The following is a 14341-nucleotide window of genomic DNA, read 5'->3' as shown; positions in this document are numbered from 1 at the left end:
CCGATGCGCCGCTTTCCGATGCTTGTCGTCAGCTTGCTAGCGGCGGCAACGCCCGTTGCTGCTCAGGACGTAATGACGGCTGATGGCGAAGTGCGGGGGGTTGCCGAAGAGGGTGTCGAGGCATTCAAGGGCCTTCCCTTTGCCGCCCCGCCCGTCGGCGATCTGCGCTGGCGACCGCCGCAGCCCGTCCTGTCTTGGCAGGGCGTGCGCGCGGCCGCGCGCTTCGGGCATGACTGCATGCGCCCGGCTGCCGATCCGGCATTCGAGCCTTCCGAAGACTGCCTCTACCTGAACGTCTGGCGCCCCGCCGGCGCGGCGACCGGGAAGCGGCCCGTGATCGTCTGGATCCACGGCGGTGCCTTCGTGTCGGGATCGAATGTTCCGGCCGAGGCGTCGGGGGCCGCCTTCGCGCGCGACGGGGTGATCTTCGTGGCGCCCAATTACCGGCTCGGGCGCTTCGGCTTCTTCGCGCATCCGGCGCTGTCCGCCGAGCGGCCCGACGAGCCGAAGGGCAATTACGGCTATCTCGACCAGATCGCGGCGCTGCAATGGGTGAAGCGCAACATCGCGGCGTTCGGCGGGGATCCCGACAATGTCACGGTCATGGGCGCGTCGGCGGGCGGCGAGTCGGTGCTCGCGCTCGCCGCCTCGCCGCTCGCGCGCGGGCTGTTCCGGCGCGTGATCGCCCAATCGGGCGGCGGGCGCACGCAGTTGCTCGGCGCGCAGATGCTGGCGACGGATACCGAGGCGCATGCATCGGCTGAGAAGATCGGCCTTGCCTTTGCAACCAGTGTCGGCGTCGACGGGAGCGACGCGGCGGCGCTCGAAAAGCTCCGCGCGTTGCCCGCCGAAAAGGTCGCGGGCAATCTGACGGCGCTCGGCATGTTGTTCCTTGGTGAGCGCAGCCGTTTTTCGGGACCGATCGTCGATGGCCGCATCGTCACTGCGCAGCCGGCGGAAGCGCTGAAGGCCGCGCCGCCGTTGCCGATGATCGTCGGCGCCGACGAAGCCGACCTCGGCCTCAATCGCGCGCCGTCGAAGGACGCGGCCTTCGCCGCCTTCGGTCCGCTGGCGGCCGAGGCGCGCGCTGCCTATGATCCCGCAGGCACGGCAACGCTCGACGATGTCAACGGCATGATCGGCCGTGACCGGACGATGATCGAACCTGCGCGGCTCGTCGCCCGCACAATCGCGGCGAACGGCAAGCCGGCCTGGCTTTTCCGCTTCTCCTATGTCGCCGAAGCGCAGCGTGGCAAGCCAATCAAGGGCGCCGAGCATTCGAGCGAAGTCGTCTATGCATTCGACCGCGTCGAAGCGCTCCTCGGCGACAAGGTGAGTACGACCGACGCAGCGATCGCTTCGACAATGCACCGTTACTGGGTGAATTTCGCACGGAGCGGCGATCCGAACGGTGAAGACCTGCCCACGTGGTTGCCGGTCACGAAGGCGGACGATCCGCTGCTGGAGTTTCAGGCCGACGGGCGTGCGGTCACCAAGGCCGACCCTTGGAAAGCGCGCCTCGACGTGACCGAAGCCCGCGCCGCAGCGGCGAAATGACGGAGAAGATGAGGATGCGGGGCATGAAGTTTTTTGGAGCGCTGGCAGCCACGCTGGCTGCATTTCCGGTCTATGCCGCACCCGCGCTGATGCCGCTTCCCGTGTCTGTTGTCCCGGATGGCACCGGTGTGTTGCGCATCGAGGGACCGCTCAAAACCGGATGGGAGGGGTGCGGCAACGCGGCGTTGCTGGAACGCGCGGCAACGCGTCTTGGCAGCGATATTTTGCGGCAGACAGGGCTGATCCTCGACCCGGCGAAACCGATCGCGGTGCGGGCTACGTGTCGGTCTGCTCAAGGTGGGGTCGATCGCGGCGAAGCCTATCGCGTGACCGTGGGGAGCGAAGGTGTAGCGATCGAAGCAGACGGCCCCACCGGCGTACTGCGCGCCTATGCAAGCCTACGGCAACTCGCCGGGCTTTCGCCAGCGGGCATCGCCATTGCGCACCAGACGATCACCGACGCGCCGCGCTTTGCCTGGCGCGGCATCATGCTCGACCCCGCGCGGCACTTCATTTCGGTCGCGACGCTCAAGCGGCAGATCGATGCGATGGAGCGGCTGAAGTTCAACACGTTGCACCTGCACCTGTCGGACGATCAGGGCTTTCGGGTCGAAAGCCTGAAATACCCAAAGCTCAACGCCGATGGCGAATATTATCGGCAGTCGGAAATTCGTGATCTCGTCGCTTATGCGGCCGATCGGGGCGTCCGCATCGTGCCCGAGTTCGACGTCCCCGGGCACAGCCGCGCGATCGTCACCGCCTATCCCGAAGTCGGCACCTTCTCGAAGACAATGTTCCTCGGCCAGCCCGAAGTCGCGCTCAATCCGGCGTCGGAGAAGACGTATCGCTTTCTCGAACGCCTGTTCGGCGAGATGGCGCCGCTGTTTCCCGACCCGCATTTCCATATCGGCGGCGATGAGGTCAGCAAGACCGTATGGGCCGACGCGGAGGATGTGCAGGCGCTGATGGCGCGCGAAAACCTCGCGGACAGCAAGGCGGTCGAGGCGTTCTTCCTGCGCCGCGCGGCGGACATCGTGCGCCGGCTCGGCAAGACCGTCATCGGATGGGAGGAAGTGTCGGGTGCGGGGCTGCCCAAGGATAGCATCGTCCAAGCCTGGCAGACGTCGAACGCGATGGCCGACGCGACCGCAAAGGGGCACCGGACGATCATGTCGGCGGGCTATTATCTCAACCTGCTCATGCCCGCCGACTATCATTATGGCATCGATCCCGCGGCGACCGCCGCCGCCGGACTGACGCCCGAACATGCCAAGGCGCTGCGCGGCCTCAGCCCGCTGCTTGCGAATTTCGTCACCGACGCGCTGGTCGACTTTCCGCACGCGCCGCTGTCGGCCGAGCAGGAGAAGTTGCTGATCGGGGCGGAGGCGCCGCTCTGGGGCGAGATTGCGACCGACGAACTGATCGACCATCATCTCTGGCCGCGCGCGGCGGCGCTCGCCGAACGCTTCTGGTCGCCCGCAAGCGTCACCGATGCGCCGGATATGTATCGCCGGCTCGCGATCGTATCGGCGCAGCTCACGGTCAGCGGCCTCGACGATCGGGCGAACCGGCAGCGGATCGCCGCGCGCATCGTGCCCGACGACAATGGCGCCGTGGCCGACCTGCTGGCGATCACCGGTCCGGTGCGTAACATGGCGCACGATCACCGCATCAAGGCAATGCTGGCGGGTCAGCGCATCGTCCAGCCTTTAAACGCGCTCGCCGATACGGCGCCGGTCGACAGTCTCGCCGCGCGTCGTTTTGCCGACGAGGCAAAGCGTTATGTCGCCGGCGAACGCGCGCTCGGCGCTCCGCTCAAGGCGCAGCTCGGCGATTGGCGAGCCAATGAAGCGCGCTTTGGCGCGATCGCGACCGGCAATCCGATGCTGGAACCCGCGCGCCCAACCGCGACCCTGATCGCCGCTGTCGCGGCAGCCGGCCTCGATGCACTCGAGGCTTTGGAGACGGGACGGCCGCTGACTGCCGCGCAGGTGGAAAACGCCAAGGAACTGCTGGCACGACTGGAAAAGGAAGAAGCGGCATCGTGGCGGCCGTTTGATTCCTTCCTGCGCCCGCAACCCGCAGCCGATCTGATCGTGAAGATCGGGCCGGGCATCCGGACGCTGGTGGAAGCCGCGGCTAAATAAGCGGAGCGCGCGCGGCACCGGCCTTGTGCCGACGCCGCGCCCTCTTGCTCAGGCCAAGCCGCCACGCTTGGCGATTTTGCCTAGATAGCGAGCCGACGGCTTGGGGATGCGCCGGAATGTCTTGGGCTCGACGGCAACGAGGCCGAATTTGGGGCGATAACCCGCGACCCATTCCCAATTGTCGAGCAGCGACCAGTGGATATAGCCGCGCAGGTCGATGCCGTCGGCGAGACAGCGCTCGACACCCGCCACGGCGCCTTGGATATAGGCGATACGACGCTGGTCATCCTCGGTCGCGACACCATTCTCGGTCACATAGAGCGGCCGGTCCGTGCGGCGGGCGACGAGCCGGATCGCGTCCTCGATCGCGCCTGGGGTGAAAGCATAGCCCATTTGCGTGACTTCGGCGCCCGGCGGCGGCGGAACATCGGCGTCGGGTCCGACTTCGCCGCCCGTGTAGGTCTGGATGCCGATGAAGTCGCCCGGAGCGGCAAGCCAGCGGTCGAGCATCTCGGACTGTTTGCGCTTCAGGCCCTGGTCGTCGCCGCCCGCCGCGCTATCGGCGGGAATGGCCAGCGACAGGCCGATCGGGAAACTCGCTCCGGCGGCACGCATCGCTTCGAGCGCCTTGGTGTGCGCCGCGACGATCCCGTCATACTGGCGCTCGCCCGCGAGCATCGGGCTCGACCAGTTCGGCGCATTTTGCGAAATGCCCGCCGCCTTCTGCGCCGCCTCGATATAGGGCCGATATTTCTCGGACAGTCCGCTCCAGCGCACCACGGTCGCGAGATTGGGTTCGTTGAAGGTAATGGCGAGATGGATCTTCTCGCCCATGCTTTTGACGATGCGCGCGCAGTGGGCTGCAAAGGCATCGACATTCGCGGGATCGGTAAAGCCGCCGCTCGCGGCAACCCAGCGTGGGACGGTGAAGTGGCTCAGCGTGACGACCGCCTTCATCTTGCGGCGCTCGCAGGATTCGAGGACGCGCCGGTAATAAGCGAGGCCGGCTTCGGAAATCTGTCCACGTTCGGGTTCGATCCGGGACCATTCGATGCCGAATCGGTGGGTGTTGAAACCCAGCGATGCGGCGAGCGCGATATCTTCGTCGAAGCGATGGTAGACGTCGCAGGCGTCGCCCGACTTGTCCGCGAAGATCGGCGGCGAGACATGTTCCATAACCCAGAGGTCGCTCGCGACATTCGCGCCCTCGACCTGATAGGCGGCGCCCGCCGTGCCCCAGAGGAACCCGGTGTGCTTTTTGCGGGGGGCAGCCGTCGCCGGGCGCGTCATCAATACCGCACTTGCCGCCACGCCTGTCATGCCCAGAAAATCACGACGCTCCATATCTTCTCCACTTACAGTCAGTTATGATCGTAAGTAGGGGCAATGCCGATGCGGGGCAAGGAAAATGACTCTTCTTGGGGACCGTTTCCCGGAGTAGACAGTCCGCAAACGGCCAATGCCAGCACCGCAACAGGCCAGTTACCGAACCAATTTGCGAACCCGTCCGTTTCTCACTTCGGCAGGTGGAACGGCGATCGAAGTTCCGTTCATCACTGATTGACCGGTGATTGCGTGAGGTGTGCCATGGCCATCGGAATTATCACGACAAGAGTTGTCGACGCTCTCAACCCCGACAAGAAGGATATTTTTCTCTGGGACACTGGACTGCCAGGGTTCGGCGTGCGCGTTACGACTGGAGGATCGAAGTCCTATATGGGAGAGCCGTGGCGCCTTCATGATATCCGGCGGACCGTTGCAACGGGAATGCAGGCGCCAGGCATCCGAACAGCGATCATCGAAGCGGTTCTGAACCATAAGTCCGGCACGCTAGCTGGCTTAGTGGGTGTCTATCAATGCTATGACTTCCAGAAGGAAAAGCGAGCGGCGCTTGAGCTATGGGGCCGGCATGTCGAGCAACTGACGAAAGCGGTTTGGTGGCTAAAATAGCGCGCGGTCCGCACCAAGAAGAGGCCCCGGATGCCTTTAGAAAGCGAGTTCCGTGCTTTCCCGGTGATTATGTGGCGCCAAAACCATCTTGATTTCGAACCTGCAAAGCACAGGCTAAGTCCTTGATCCGGAATGGTGAGCCCTGCTGGGTTCGAACCAGCGACCTACTGATTAAAAGTCAGTTGCTCTACCGACTGAGCTAAGGGCCCAACGCGGCGCCGACGAAGCGGGCTTGCGAAGTGAGCCGTCGCCCTAGTGCGCCGAGGCGCGCCGGTCAACCGGCTTCGGACGCGTCAGGCGCGCGGCGAGTTGGCGGATGCTGCGTCCAGTCAGCGGATGCTGCCATTCGGGAACGATCGCGCGGAGCGGACCAAGCACGAAAGCGCGCTGCGCCATCGCGGGGTGCGGGATCGTCAGCGCCGCGTCGGACCATGCGCCGCCCGACCAGAGCAATATGTCGAGGTCGAGCGTTCGGGCGCTCCAGCGCTGGCCGGTGCGGCGCCCGAAGCGCGCCTCGATGCCCTGCAGGCGTTCGAGCATTTCGGGCGGGCTGAGCGGCGAGGCGACGAGCGCGACGGCATTGGCATAGCGGCGGCGCGACGGGCCGAGCGGATCGCTGGCGATGATCGGACTCGCGTCGACGGGTTCGATGTCGTCGCTTTCGAGCGCGGCGAGCGCGGCGAGCAGCACCGCGCGCGGATCGCCGTAGCGCGCGTGGCGGCGGTTCGACCCGAGGCCGATCGCATAGAGCGGGAGCGGCGTTGCGTTGTCCATGCTGCCGCGCCTATCGCAGACGCATGGAAATTGACAGCCCGTTGCCCGGAACCGAGCCGCCGGGCGATTGCCCGCGCTGCCCGCGGCTCGTCGCGCTGCGGCGCGAATGCCAGGCCGAGCACCCCGACTGGTGGAACGCGCCGGTCCATGCCTTCGGCGATCCCGAAGCCTGGCTGGCGTTCGCGGGGCTGGCGCCGGGCAAACATGGCGCGAACCGGACGGGGAGACCGTTTACCGGCGATTATGCGGGCGACCTGCTGTTCGCGACGCTCGCCGAATTCGGGCTGAGCCTGGGGCGATATGAGGCGCGGATCGACGACGGGTTGACGCTCGAGGGCGCGATCATCGTCAACAGCGTCAAATGCCTGCCGCCGCAGAACAAGCCGATCCCTTCGGAAATCGCGAATTGCCGGCCCTTTTTCGAACGCCAGCTTGCGGCGCTCCCGAACGTCCGCGTGATCATCGCGCTCGGACGGATCGCGCACGATGCGGCGTTACGCGCGGCGGGCGAGCGCCTTGCCGCGCACCCCTTCGCGCACGGCGCGGTCCACGCGCTGCCCGATGGGAGGTATCTGGTCGATAGCTATCATTGCTCGCGCTACAATACGAACACGGGGCGGCTGACACCGGCGATGTTCGCCGATGTCTTTCGCACCGCGACCGCGCTGAAGGATCAGACGAGCGGGCCGAATTCCTCGACCAGCCCGCGGTAAAGCACGCGCTTGAACGGCACGATCAATTTCTCGATCTCGTTCAGTTCGGCCCATTTCCACGCGCGGAATTCCTGATGCTTCGTGTGGATGTTGACGTCGCTGTCGTCCCCCATGAAGCGCATCAGGAACCAGTGCTGGCGCTGGCCGCGATATTTGCCGCCCCACATCTTGCCGATCAGATGGTCGGGCAGGTCGTAGAAATATTCCTCGCGGCCGCGCGCGATGATCTCGACCAGCCCGCCATGGACGCCGGTTTCCTCGCCCAATTCGCGGATCGCCGCTGTTTCGGCATCTTCGCCGTCGTCGATCCCGCCTTGCGGCATCTGCCACGCCTCGGTCGTCGTATCGAGTCGCTGGCCGACGAAGATGCGGCCGTCGCGGTTGGCGAGCATGACGCCCGCGCAGGGGCGATAGGGAAGTTTGCTGTGGTCGATCATGGCGCCCCGGTAGCTTCGGCGACGATCGCCTTCAATACCGTCAATGCACCGCGAATATCTTCGCGCGCGCTCGGAATGCCCTGCGACAGGTTGATATAGCCGTGAATATTGCCCTTCGCCTCGCGATAGGTCGTCGGCACACCGGCTTCGATCAGCTTCGCGGCATAGGCGCGGCCCTGATCGCGCAAGGGGTCGAGGCCCGCGGTGATGAGCAAGGTCGGCGGCAGGCCTTCGGCGGGAAAATCGAGCGGCGACGCGCGATAGTCGGCGGGATCGGCGGCATAATGATTGCCGAACCAGGTCATGCTGCCCTGGGTCAGCAAATGGCCCTCGCCGAAATCGCGATAGCTTTGCCAGTCGTCGTGCGTCGTCACCGCGGGATAGATGGGATGAATCGCGATCACCGGTTTCGACGCCGGCTTGTCGCGGAGCGTCAGCGCGGTCGCGATGGTGAGGTTGCCCCCGGCGCTTTCGCCCGACAACACCAGCCCGGTGCAGGGGATATTGTCGGCGATCCAGCGCGTCGCGGCCTCGCAATCCTCCGGCGCGGCGGGGAAGGGATGTTCGGGCGCAAGCCGATAATCGACCGCGATCACCGGCATGTCGAGCTGCCGCGCGGCTTCGGCGCAATAGGGGTCGTGCGTGTCGAGGTCACCAATCACCCAGCCGCCGCCGTGATAGAAGACCATCACCGGCCCCGTCTCGCGGCCCGGATGGCTGTCATAGATTCGGATCGCAATATCTCCCGCCGGGCCAGGAATCGTGCGATCTTCGACTTTCGCGATCTCGCCGCGCGGGACATCGGCAAGCTGACCCATCACCCGGAACATTTCGCGCGCGCCTGCGGGCGGCAGTTCTTCCATCTTGGGGCCTTCCTGCGCGTTCAGAAAGGCAAGGAAAGCCGCCACGTCGGGGCGCATGTAAGGGGTGGTGCCGTCGGTCATTCGCGTCTCTCCCTGATCGAAATTTCGTCCTGCTATTCGGTATCGGCGGGGCAAATTCAATCCCGAAACGAAACTCACCTGTGCTTCACCCTTTGTGGCGCACAATTTTTTCTCAATTGCGGCTTGGGGCGCAGAGGCCTACGCCCATGTCACAGGTTCGCAAGATTTGAGGCAGAGGAAAACATGGCGACAGCGGTAGAGGACCGGGCCGACGGCGAGCGGCAGTCCCCCCTTTCGGATGCGGTGGTGGTACGGTTCGCCGGCGACAGCGGCGACGGAATGCAGTTGACCGGCGGGCAATTCACCTTGTCGTCGGCGCTCGCGGGCAACGACTTTGCGACTTTCCCCGATTTTCCCGCCGAAATCCGCGCGCCGCAGGGCACGCTGTTTGGCGTCTCGGCCTTTCAGATCAATTTCGGTTCGTCGGCGATCGACACCGCGGGCGACGCGCCCGACGTGCTTGTCGCGATGAACCCCGCGGCGCTCAAAACCAATGTGCCGCAACTGAAGCCGGGCGGGCTGATCATCGCCGACGAGGGCGAGTTCAACGACCGCAACCTCGCCAAGGCGAAATATGACGCCAACCCGCTCGACGACGGCAGCCTCGCGAAATGGCAGCTTCTGAAGCTCAACATCAGCCATCTCACCATGGACGCGGTCAAACCCTTCGGGCTCGGCAACAAGGAAGCCTTGCGCTGCAAGAATATGTGGACGCTGGGGCTTGCGCTCTGGATGTTCGACCGCGACCGCCAGCCGCTCGTCGACTGGCTCAATGCCAAGTTTGCGAAGGCGCCCGATCTCGCGGCCGCGAACGTCGCGGCGCTCAACGCGGGGCACGCCTATGGCGAGACCGCCGAGCTCGCGGGGCCGCTCAAGCAGCATCATGTCGATCCCGCGCCGGCGGCGCCGGGCCTCTATCGTACGCTGACCGGTGCCGAGGGCATCGCGCTCGGGCTTGTCGCGGGCGCGCAGCTCGCGAAGTTGCCGATGTTCTTCGGCGGCTATCCGATCACGCCGGCGTCGGCGATCCTGCACCATCTGTCGCGGCTCAAGGAATATGACGTCACGACCTTCCAGGCCGAGGACGAGATCGCGGCGATCTGTTCGGCGATCGGCGCGAGCTATGGCGGCTCGCTCGGCGTCACCAGCTCGTCGGGGCCCGGCATCGCGCTGAAGGGCGAGGCGATGGGCCTCGCGATCATGACCGAGCTGCCGCTCGTCATCGTCAATTCGCAGCGCGGCGGCCCATCGACGGGCCTCCCGACCAAGACCGAGCAGTCGGATCTCTATCAGGCGGTCTATGGCCGCAACGGCGACGCGCCGATGCCCGTCGTCGCGGCGCGCTCGCCCGGCGACGCGTTCGAATGTGCGATCGAAGCGGTGCGCATCGCGGTGCAATATATGACGCCGGTGATGCTGCTCACCGACGGCTACATTGCCAACGCGGCCGAGCCGTGGGCGGTACCCGACCTGACGACCTATGAAGCCTTCCCAGTCGAGTTCCTGACCGAAGCGCCCGAGGGCGGGTTCCTGCCCTATGGCCGCGACGAGAATCTCAAGCGGCCCTGGGTGAAGCCCGGCACGCCGGGCTTGCTCCACCGCATTGGCGGGATCGAGAAGGAACTCGATACCGGGCACATCAACTATGCGCCGGGCAACCACCAGGCGATGACCGACATCCGCAAGGCCAAGATCGACGGCGTCAGGGTGCCCGATCAGGTCGTCGAACTCGGCGCCGAGGGCGGCAAGCTCGCGGTGGTCGGCTGGGGCTCGACCTTCGGCCCGATCCATCAGGCGGTGCGCCGCAAGCGCGCCGAGGGGGCGGACGTCAGCCATATCCATATCCGCCATATCTGGCCGCTGCCCGCGAACCTCGGTGAATTGCTGAAAAGCTATGACCGGGTGATCGTCCCCGAAATGAACACCGGCCAATTGAAGACCGTGCTGCGCGACCAATATCTGGTCGATGCGAAGCCGGTGAACAAGGTGTCGGGCCAGCCCTTCACCATCGCCGAAATCGAAGCGGCTATTGAGAGCTCGCTGAGTTGACGCCGAAGCTGCCTCTGTCTCACCCTCTGGCAAGTGCCAAGGGGCAGTGGAAGTTTCTTTGGAGCATGGCTTGGCGATGGCTGGTGGCCAGCGCCAGTGGAGCACTGCTGAATTCGCTGATCATATCGGTCCTAATCGGTTTCATTCTGTTCCACCTTTGGCTGCGCGCGCATCGGTCGGAAGAATTCTATAAACCTTATGCTGAGCCAAAGAAAATTGGTCGTGCCCATGCGGCTATCTGGCGACTGGGTTCTCTCTCGCTTTGTGTCGGTGGCTTGTGGGCGTCCTACCATTCATCCGACGGATCGATGATCGCAGCTTGGTCAGGCATAGTGTTGGCGATGTTCGTCGAAAGTTTTTTCATTTTGAAATTTTTGAGCGGTCAGGAATCTTAATCTCATGAACGAAATGACCACCATCGCGCGCACCACCACGCTGAAAGATTGGGAAACCGATCAGGAAGTCCGCTGGTGCCCCGGCTGCGGCGACTATGCGATCCTCAAGGCCGTGCAGCGCACGATGCCCGAGATCGGCACCGCGCCTGAAAATACCGTGTTCGTCAGCGGCATCGGCTGCTCGTCGCGTTTCCCCTATTATATGGAAACCTATGGCTTCCACACGATCCACGGCCGCGCGCCGGCGTTCGCGACGGGGCTGAAGCTCGCCAACCCCGAGCTCGATATCTGGATCGTCACCGGCGACGGCGACGGGCTGTCGATTGGCGGCAACCACACGATGCACCTCATTCGCCGCAATCTCGATTGCCAGATCATGTTGTTCAACAACGAGATCTATGGTCTTACGAAAGGGCAATATTCGCCGACGAGCCGCGTCGGCACGACGAGCCCCTCGACCCCCTATGGCTCGGTCGACCGCCCGGCTCAGCCGGCCGCCTTCGCATTGGGCGCGGGCGCGCGCTTCGTCGCGCGTGGCTTCGACGTGTCGAAGGAATTGCCGAATGTGCTGAAGGCCGCGCATGCGCACAAGGGTGCTGCCTTTATCGAGATTTTCCAGAACTGTATCGTCTATAATAAAGACGTGTTCGAGGATTTCGCCGCGCCCAAGGGCGCCGAGGACCGTCAGCTCTGGCTGAAGCAGGGCGAGCCGATGCTCTATGCCAAGGGCACCAAAGGCATCGCGCTCGACGCGGAGGCACTGCATCTCAAGACCGTCGATGTCGTCGACGGCGATTGGGAGAGCGCGGGCGTGATCGTCCATGACGTCACCAACCGCAGCGTCGCGCACATGCTCGTCGAGATGCGCTTCGGCGAGTTCCCGATGGCGCTTGGCGTCCTCTACGACGATCCGCGCCCGACGTTCGAAGCCGATGTCGTCCGTCAGAACAAGGCGGCGGCCGAGGGCAAGAAGGCCGATCTCCAGAGCCTGCTCAAGAAGGGACAGACCTGGACGGTGACGGAAGGCGGGCCGCAACTCTGATCTGCGGTCGACATGGATAATCTGACGCATAGCCTTGTGGGCGCCGTTCTGGGCCAGATGGGGCTCAAGAAGAAGACCGGGCTTGCGATGCCGACGCTGATCATCGCGGCGAACCTGCCCGATATCGACGCCGGCTGCGCTATTTACGGCATCGAATCACTGCCGATGCGGCGCGGGATCACGCACGGGCCGATCGCGCTCATCCTGTTGCCGATCCTGCTCTGGGCGCTGATGCTCGCCTTCGATCGCTGGCAGGCGCGGCGCGGCAAAAGGCCGGCGGGCCGGTTGCCCGTTCACAAGGGCTGGCTGCTTGCGCTCGCTTACATCGGCTGCTTTAGCCACCCGGCGCTCGACTGGCTCAACAATTACGGGATCCGCCTGCTCGAACCGTTCAGCCATCGCTGGTTCTATGGCGACAGCATCTTCATCATCGACTTGTGGATATGGATCGCGCTCGGCATGTCGGTCTGGCTATCGCTGCGCCGCGAACGGCGCGCGGCGGTGCAGTGGCAGCGGCCGGCATGGATCGGCTTCACTGCGGTGTGCGCCTATATCTTCGTCAATGGCCTGATCACCGGCGCCGCCGAGCGCATGGCATCGACTGCGCTCGAGGCGGGCGGGCGCAAGGACGCGCTCGTCGTCGCGAGCCCGCCGCCGCTCGCCTTCTGGAAACGCGATATCTTCTGGCGCACCGCCGATCGCTACGGCACCGCCAGCTTCGTGCCGGGCGTCGGCGGCAACGTCGATTTGACCGGCAGTCCTACGGGCGTGGACGATCCGCGGATCGAAACCTGGGTCAAAGCCGACCCCCCCGCGCGCGCTTTCCTGTTCTGGTCGCGCATGCCCGTCGCGCAAAAGGACGGCGAGGCTATCCTGCTCCGCGATCAGCGGTTCATGCACCCGCTCGCTCAGGAGCGGTTTCAGGTGCGGCTGACCGCGCCCGATACGGCAAGCTATCCCGAATGACCGTACGCGCGTGACGTCATGGCGGCGCGCGTTTCAACCGATTGTCAGCGCGGCGCGTTTGAGGCAGGAAGGTGGCAATGAACACGCATGTCAGCCCGCGCCGCGGTAAGGAACTGCTCCGCGCCGATCGCGCCTATCGCGCGGGCGGCGGCATGGCGCGGCTGATCACGCTGGCGCCCGCGCGCCTCTTCCACCGCTTGCTCGACCGGATCGACGCGGGGCTGGCGCAGGGCACGATCGAGGGACATCTGCCCGACGGCAGCGTGCGGCTGCTCGGCGGGCGCGGCAAGGGGCCGGTGGCGGTCGTCCATCTGCACAGCTGGACGGCGCTGGCGCGCCTCGCGCTGTCGGGATCGGTCGGCTGGTATCGCGCGTTTGAGGCGCGCGAATGGTCGTCGCCCGATCCGGTGCCGCTGTTCGACCTGTTCATGCGCAATGGCGAGGCGCTGGGTAATGCCGGACGTGCGCGGGGGCCTTGGCGCTGGCTGAACCGCGCGATCCATTCGCTCAACCGCAACGACCGCCGCGGAGCCAAGCGGAACATCCATGCCCACTATGATTTGGGTAATGATTTCTATCGCTTGTGGCTCGATTCTGCGATGAATTATTCGAGCGCGCTGTTCGCCGACCCGCGCCAGTCGCTCGAGGATGCGCAGGCGGCCAAGATCGATGCGATCCTCGACAGGCTCGACCTGCGTTCGGGAAGCCGGCTACTAGAAATCGGCTGCGGCTGGGGTGCGCTCGCCGAACGCGCGGTCGAGCGGCACGACGTGCTCTATACCGGCATCACCCTGTCGACGGCGCAGGCCGAAATTGCCGATGCGCGGCTGAACGCGGTTGACCTGTCGGGACGCTCGCGGATCGAGCTGTGCGATTATCGCGACGCGCAGGGTCCCTATGACGCGATCGCCAGCGTCGAAATGGTCGAGGCGGTGGGCGAGGCCTATTGGCCCGCCTATCTCGACGCGATCGCGCGGCTGCTCCGCCCCGGCGGCAAGGCGGCGATCCAGTATATATTGATCAACGACGCGCTGTTCGAACGCTATGCCGCGAGCAGCGACTTCATCCAGGCCTATATCTTCCCGGGCGGCTGCCTGATCTCGGAAAGCCGCTTTCGTGCGCTCGCCGAGGCGAGGGGGCTCGCGTGGCGCGACGTAAAGCGGTTCGGCGGCGATTATGCCGAGACGCTGCGCCAGTGGCGCGAACGCTTCGACGCGGCGGTCGCGGCCGAGCAGCTTCCGGCGGGGTTCGACGAGCGCTTCATCCGGCTCTGGCGCTATTATCTGCAATATTGCGAGGGCGGCTTTCGCGGCGGCGGGATCGACGTCGCGCAAGTCACGCTCGAAAAGACAGCCTGAAAACAGGGG

Annotated in this window: 13 protein-coding genes and 1 tRNA gene; 9 read left to right on the top strand and 5 right to left on the bottom strand. The window is 65.0% G+C overall.

Going from position 1 to position 14341, the window contains the following annotated elements; translation table 11 throughout:
* Positions 1 to 3: 3 nt before the first annotated feature.
* On the top strand, positions 4 to 1557 hold the full coding sequence (locus VFG17_RS17525; protein ID WP_325030645.1) for a carboxylesterase/lipase family protein: 1554 nt from the start codon (positions 4 to 6) through the stop codon (positions 1555 to 1557).
* Between the two features lie 23 nt (positions 1558 to 1580).
* Positions 1581 to 3704: a beta-N-acetylhexosaminidase gene (locus tag VFG17_RS17520; protein ID WP_325030644.1), complete on the top strand. Its 2124-nt coding sequence runs from the start codon at positions 1581 to 1583 to the stop codon at positions 3702 to 3704.
* Positions 3705 to 3752: 48 nt separating this feature from the next.
* Here the strand turns inward: VFG17_RS17520 and VFG17_RS17515 are convergent, their stop codons facing one another.
* On the bottom strand, positions 3753 to 5048 hold the full coding sequence (locus VFG17_RS17515) for a glycoside hydrolase family 1 protein (protein WP_325030643.1): 1296 nt from the start codon (positions 5046 to 5048) through the stop codon (positions 3753 to 3755).
* Between the two features lie 243 nt (positions 5049 to 5291).
* On the opposite strand from VFG17_RS17515, the gene VFG17_RS17510 reads away from it, so the two are divergent.
* Complete coding sequence (locus tag VFG17_RS17510; protein ID WP_325030642.1) at positions 5292 to 5654, top strand: hypothetical protein; 363 nt, start codon at positions 5292 to 5294, stop codon at positions 5652 to 5654.
* A 133-nt stretch (positions 5655 to 5787) separates the two neighbouring features.
* On the opposite strand, the gene VFG17_RS17505 is transcribed toward VFG17_RS17510, so the two are convergent.
* Together VFG17_RS17505 and folK are read right to left on the bottom strand one after the other, a co-directional pair.
* Positions 5788 to 5863: transfer RNA gene (locus VFG17_RS17505), tRNA-Lys, on the bottom strand.
* A 43-nt stretch (positions 5864 to 5906) separates the two neighbouring features.
* Positions 5907 to 6428 carry a 2-amino-4-hydroxy-6-hydroxymethyldihydropteridine diphosphokinase gene (gene folK, locus VFG17_RS17500; RefSeq protein ID WP_325030641.1) on the bottom strand — a complete coding sequence of 174 codons (522 nt, stop codon included), beginning with the start codon at positions 6426 to 6428 and terminating at the stop codon, positions 5907 to 5909.
* 23 nt (positions 6429 to 6451) lie between these two features.
* Here folK and VFG17_RS17495 point away from each other — a divergent pair, with 23 nt between their 5' ends.
* Positions 6452 to 7141 carry a uracil-DNA glycosylase gene (locus tag VFG17_RS17495; protein ID WP_325030640.1) on the top strand — a complete coding sequence of 230 codons (690 nt, stop codon included), beginning with the start codon at positions 6452 to 6454 and terminating at the stop codon, positions 7139 to 7141.
* Here VFG17_RS17495 and VFG17_RS17490 read toward each other — a convergent pair.
* Both VFG17_RS17490 and VFG17_RS17485 read right to left on the bottom strand, forming a co-directional pair.
* Positions 7102 to 7578, bottom strand: a complete 477-nt coding sequence (locus VFG17_RS17490; RefSeq protein ID WP_325030639.1) for an RNA pyrophosphohydrolase — start codon at positions 7576 to 7578, stop codon at positions 7102 to 7104. The genes VFG17_RS17495 and VFG17_RS17490 overlap by 40 nt on opposite strands.
* Positions 7575 to 8522 carry an alpha/beta hydrolase gene (locus tag VFG17_RS17485; protein ID WP_325030638.1) on the bottom strand — a complete coding sequence of 316 codons (948 nt, stop codon included), beginning with the start codon at positions 8520 to 8522 and terminating at the stop codon, positions 7575 to 7577. Before VFG17_RS17485 ends, VFG17_RS17490 begins: the two co-directional genes overlap by 4 nt.
* Before the next feature lie 183 nt (positions 8523 to 8705).
* On the opposite strand from VFG17_RS17485, the gene VFG17_RS17480 reads away from it, so the two are divergent.
* From VFG17_RS17480 to VFG17_RS17460, 5 genes are all read left to right on the top strand, one after another.
* Positions 8706 to 10571, top strand: coding sequence for a 2-oxoacid:acceptor oxidoreductase subunit alpha (locus VFG17_RS17480; RefSeq protein ID WP_325030637.1), 1866 nt, complete (start codon positions 8706 to 8708; stop codon positions 10569 to 10571).
* Positions 10568 to 10966 carry a hypothetical protein gene (locus VFG17_RS17475; RefSeq protein WP_325030636.1) on the top strand — a complete coding sequence of 133 codons (399 nt, stop codon included), beginning with the start codon at positions 10568 to 10570 and terminating at the stop codon, positions 10964 to 10966. Before VFG17_RS17480 ends, VFG17_RS17475 begins: the two co-directional genes overlap by 4 nt.
* 4 nt (positions 10967 to 10970) lie before the next feature.
* Positions 10971 to 12008, top strand: coding sequence for a 2-oxoacid:ferredoxin oxidoreductase subunit beta (locus VFG17_RS17470; RefSeq protein ID WP_325030635.1), 1038 nt, complete (start codon positions 10971 to 10973; stop codon positions 12006 to 12008).
* Between the two features lie 12 nt (positions 12009 to 12020).
* Positions 12021 to 12974 carry a metal-dependent hydrolase gene (locus tag VFG17_RS17465; RefSeq protein ID WP_325030634.1) on the top strand — a complete coding sequence of 318 codons (954 nt, stop codon included), beginning with the start codon at positions 12021 to 12023 and terminating at the stop codon, positions 12972 to 12974.
* A gap of 77 nt (positions 12975 to 13051) precedes the next feature.
* Entirely contained in the window at positions 13052 to 14332 is a 1281-nt protein-coding gene (locus VFG17_RS17460) for a cyclopropane-fatty-acyl-phospholipid synthase family protein (RefSeq protein WP_325030633.1), read from the top strand.
* Positions 14333 to 14341: the final 9 nt, after the last annotated feature.

The organism is Sphingopyxis sp., from assembly GCF_035686825.1.
Lineage (GTDB): Bacteria > Pseudomonadota > Alphaproteobacteria > Sphingomonadales > Sphingomonadaceae > Sphingopyxis.
Note: the sequence above shows the minus strand (reverse complement) of the source record. Positions and strands in the feature narration are given on the sequence as shown.

Coding starts and splice junctions, on each gene's coding strand:
- VFG17_RS17525 (WP_325030645.1), top strand. CDS start 4: ATGCGCCGCTTTCCGATGCTTGTCGTCAGCTTGCTAGCGGCGGCAACG.
- VFG17_RS17520 (WP_325030644.1), top strand. CDS start 1,581: ATGAAGTTTTTTGGAGCGCTGGCAGCCACGCTGGCTGCATTTCCGGTC.
- VFG17_RS17515 (WP_325030643.1), bottom strand. CDS start 5,048: ATGGAGCGTCGTGATTTTCTGGGCATGACAGGCGTGGCGGCAAGTGCG.
- VFG17_RS17510 (WP_325030642.1), top strand. CDS start 5,292: ATGGCCATCGGAATTATCACGACAAGAGTTGTCGACGCTCTCAACCCC.
- folK (WP_325030641.1), bottom strand. CDS start 6,428: ATGGACAACGCAACGCCGCTCCCGCTCTATGCGATCGGCCTCGGGTCG.
- VFG17_RS17495 (WP_325030640.1), top strand. CDS start 6,452: ATGGAAATTGACAGCCCGTTGCCCGGAACCGAGCCGCCGGGCGATTGC.
- VFG17_RS17490 (WP_325030639.1), bottom strand. CDS start 7,578: ATGATCGACCACAGCAAACTTCCCTATCGCCCCTGCGCGGGCGTCATG.
- VFG17_RS17485 (WP_325030638.1), bottom strand. CDS start 8,522: ATGACCGACGGCACCACCCCTTACATGCGCCCCGACGTGGCGGCTTTC.
- VFG17_RS17480 (WP_325030637.1), top strand. CDS start 8,706: ATGGCGACAGCGGTAGAGGACCGGGCCGACGGCGAGCGGCAGTCCCCC.
- VFG17_RS17470 (WP_325030635.1), top strand. CDS start 10,971: ATGAACGAAATGACCACCATCGCGCGCACCACCACGCTGAAAGATTGG.
- VFG17_RS17465 (WP_325030634.1), top strand. CDS start 12,021: ATGGATAATCTGACGCATAGCCTTGTGGGCGCCGTTCTGGGCCAGATG.
- VFG17_RS17460 (WP_325030633.1), top strand. CDS start 13,052: ATGAACACGCATGTCAGCCCGCGCCGCGGTAAGGAACTGCTCCGCGCC.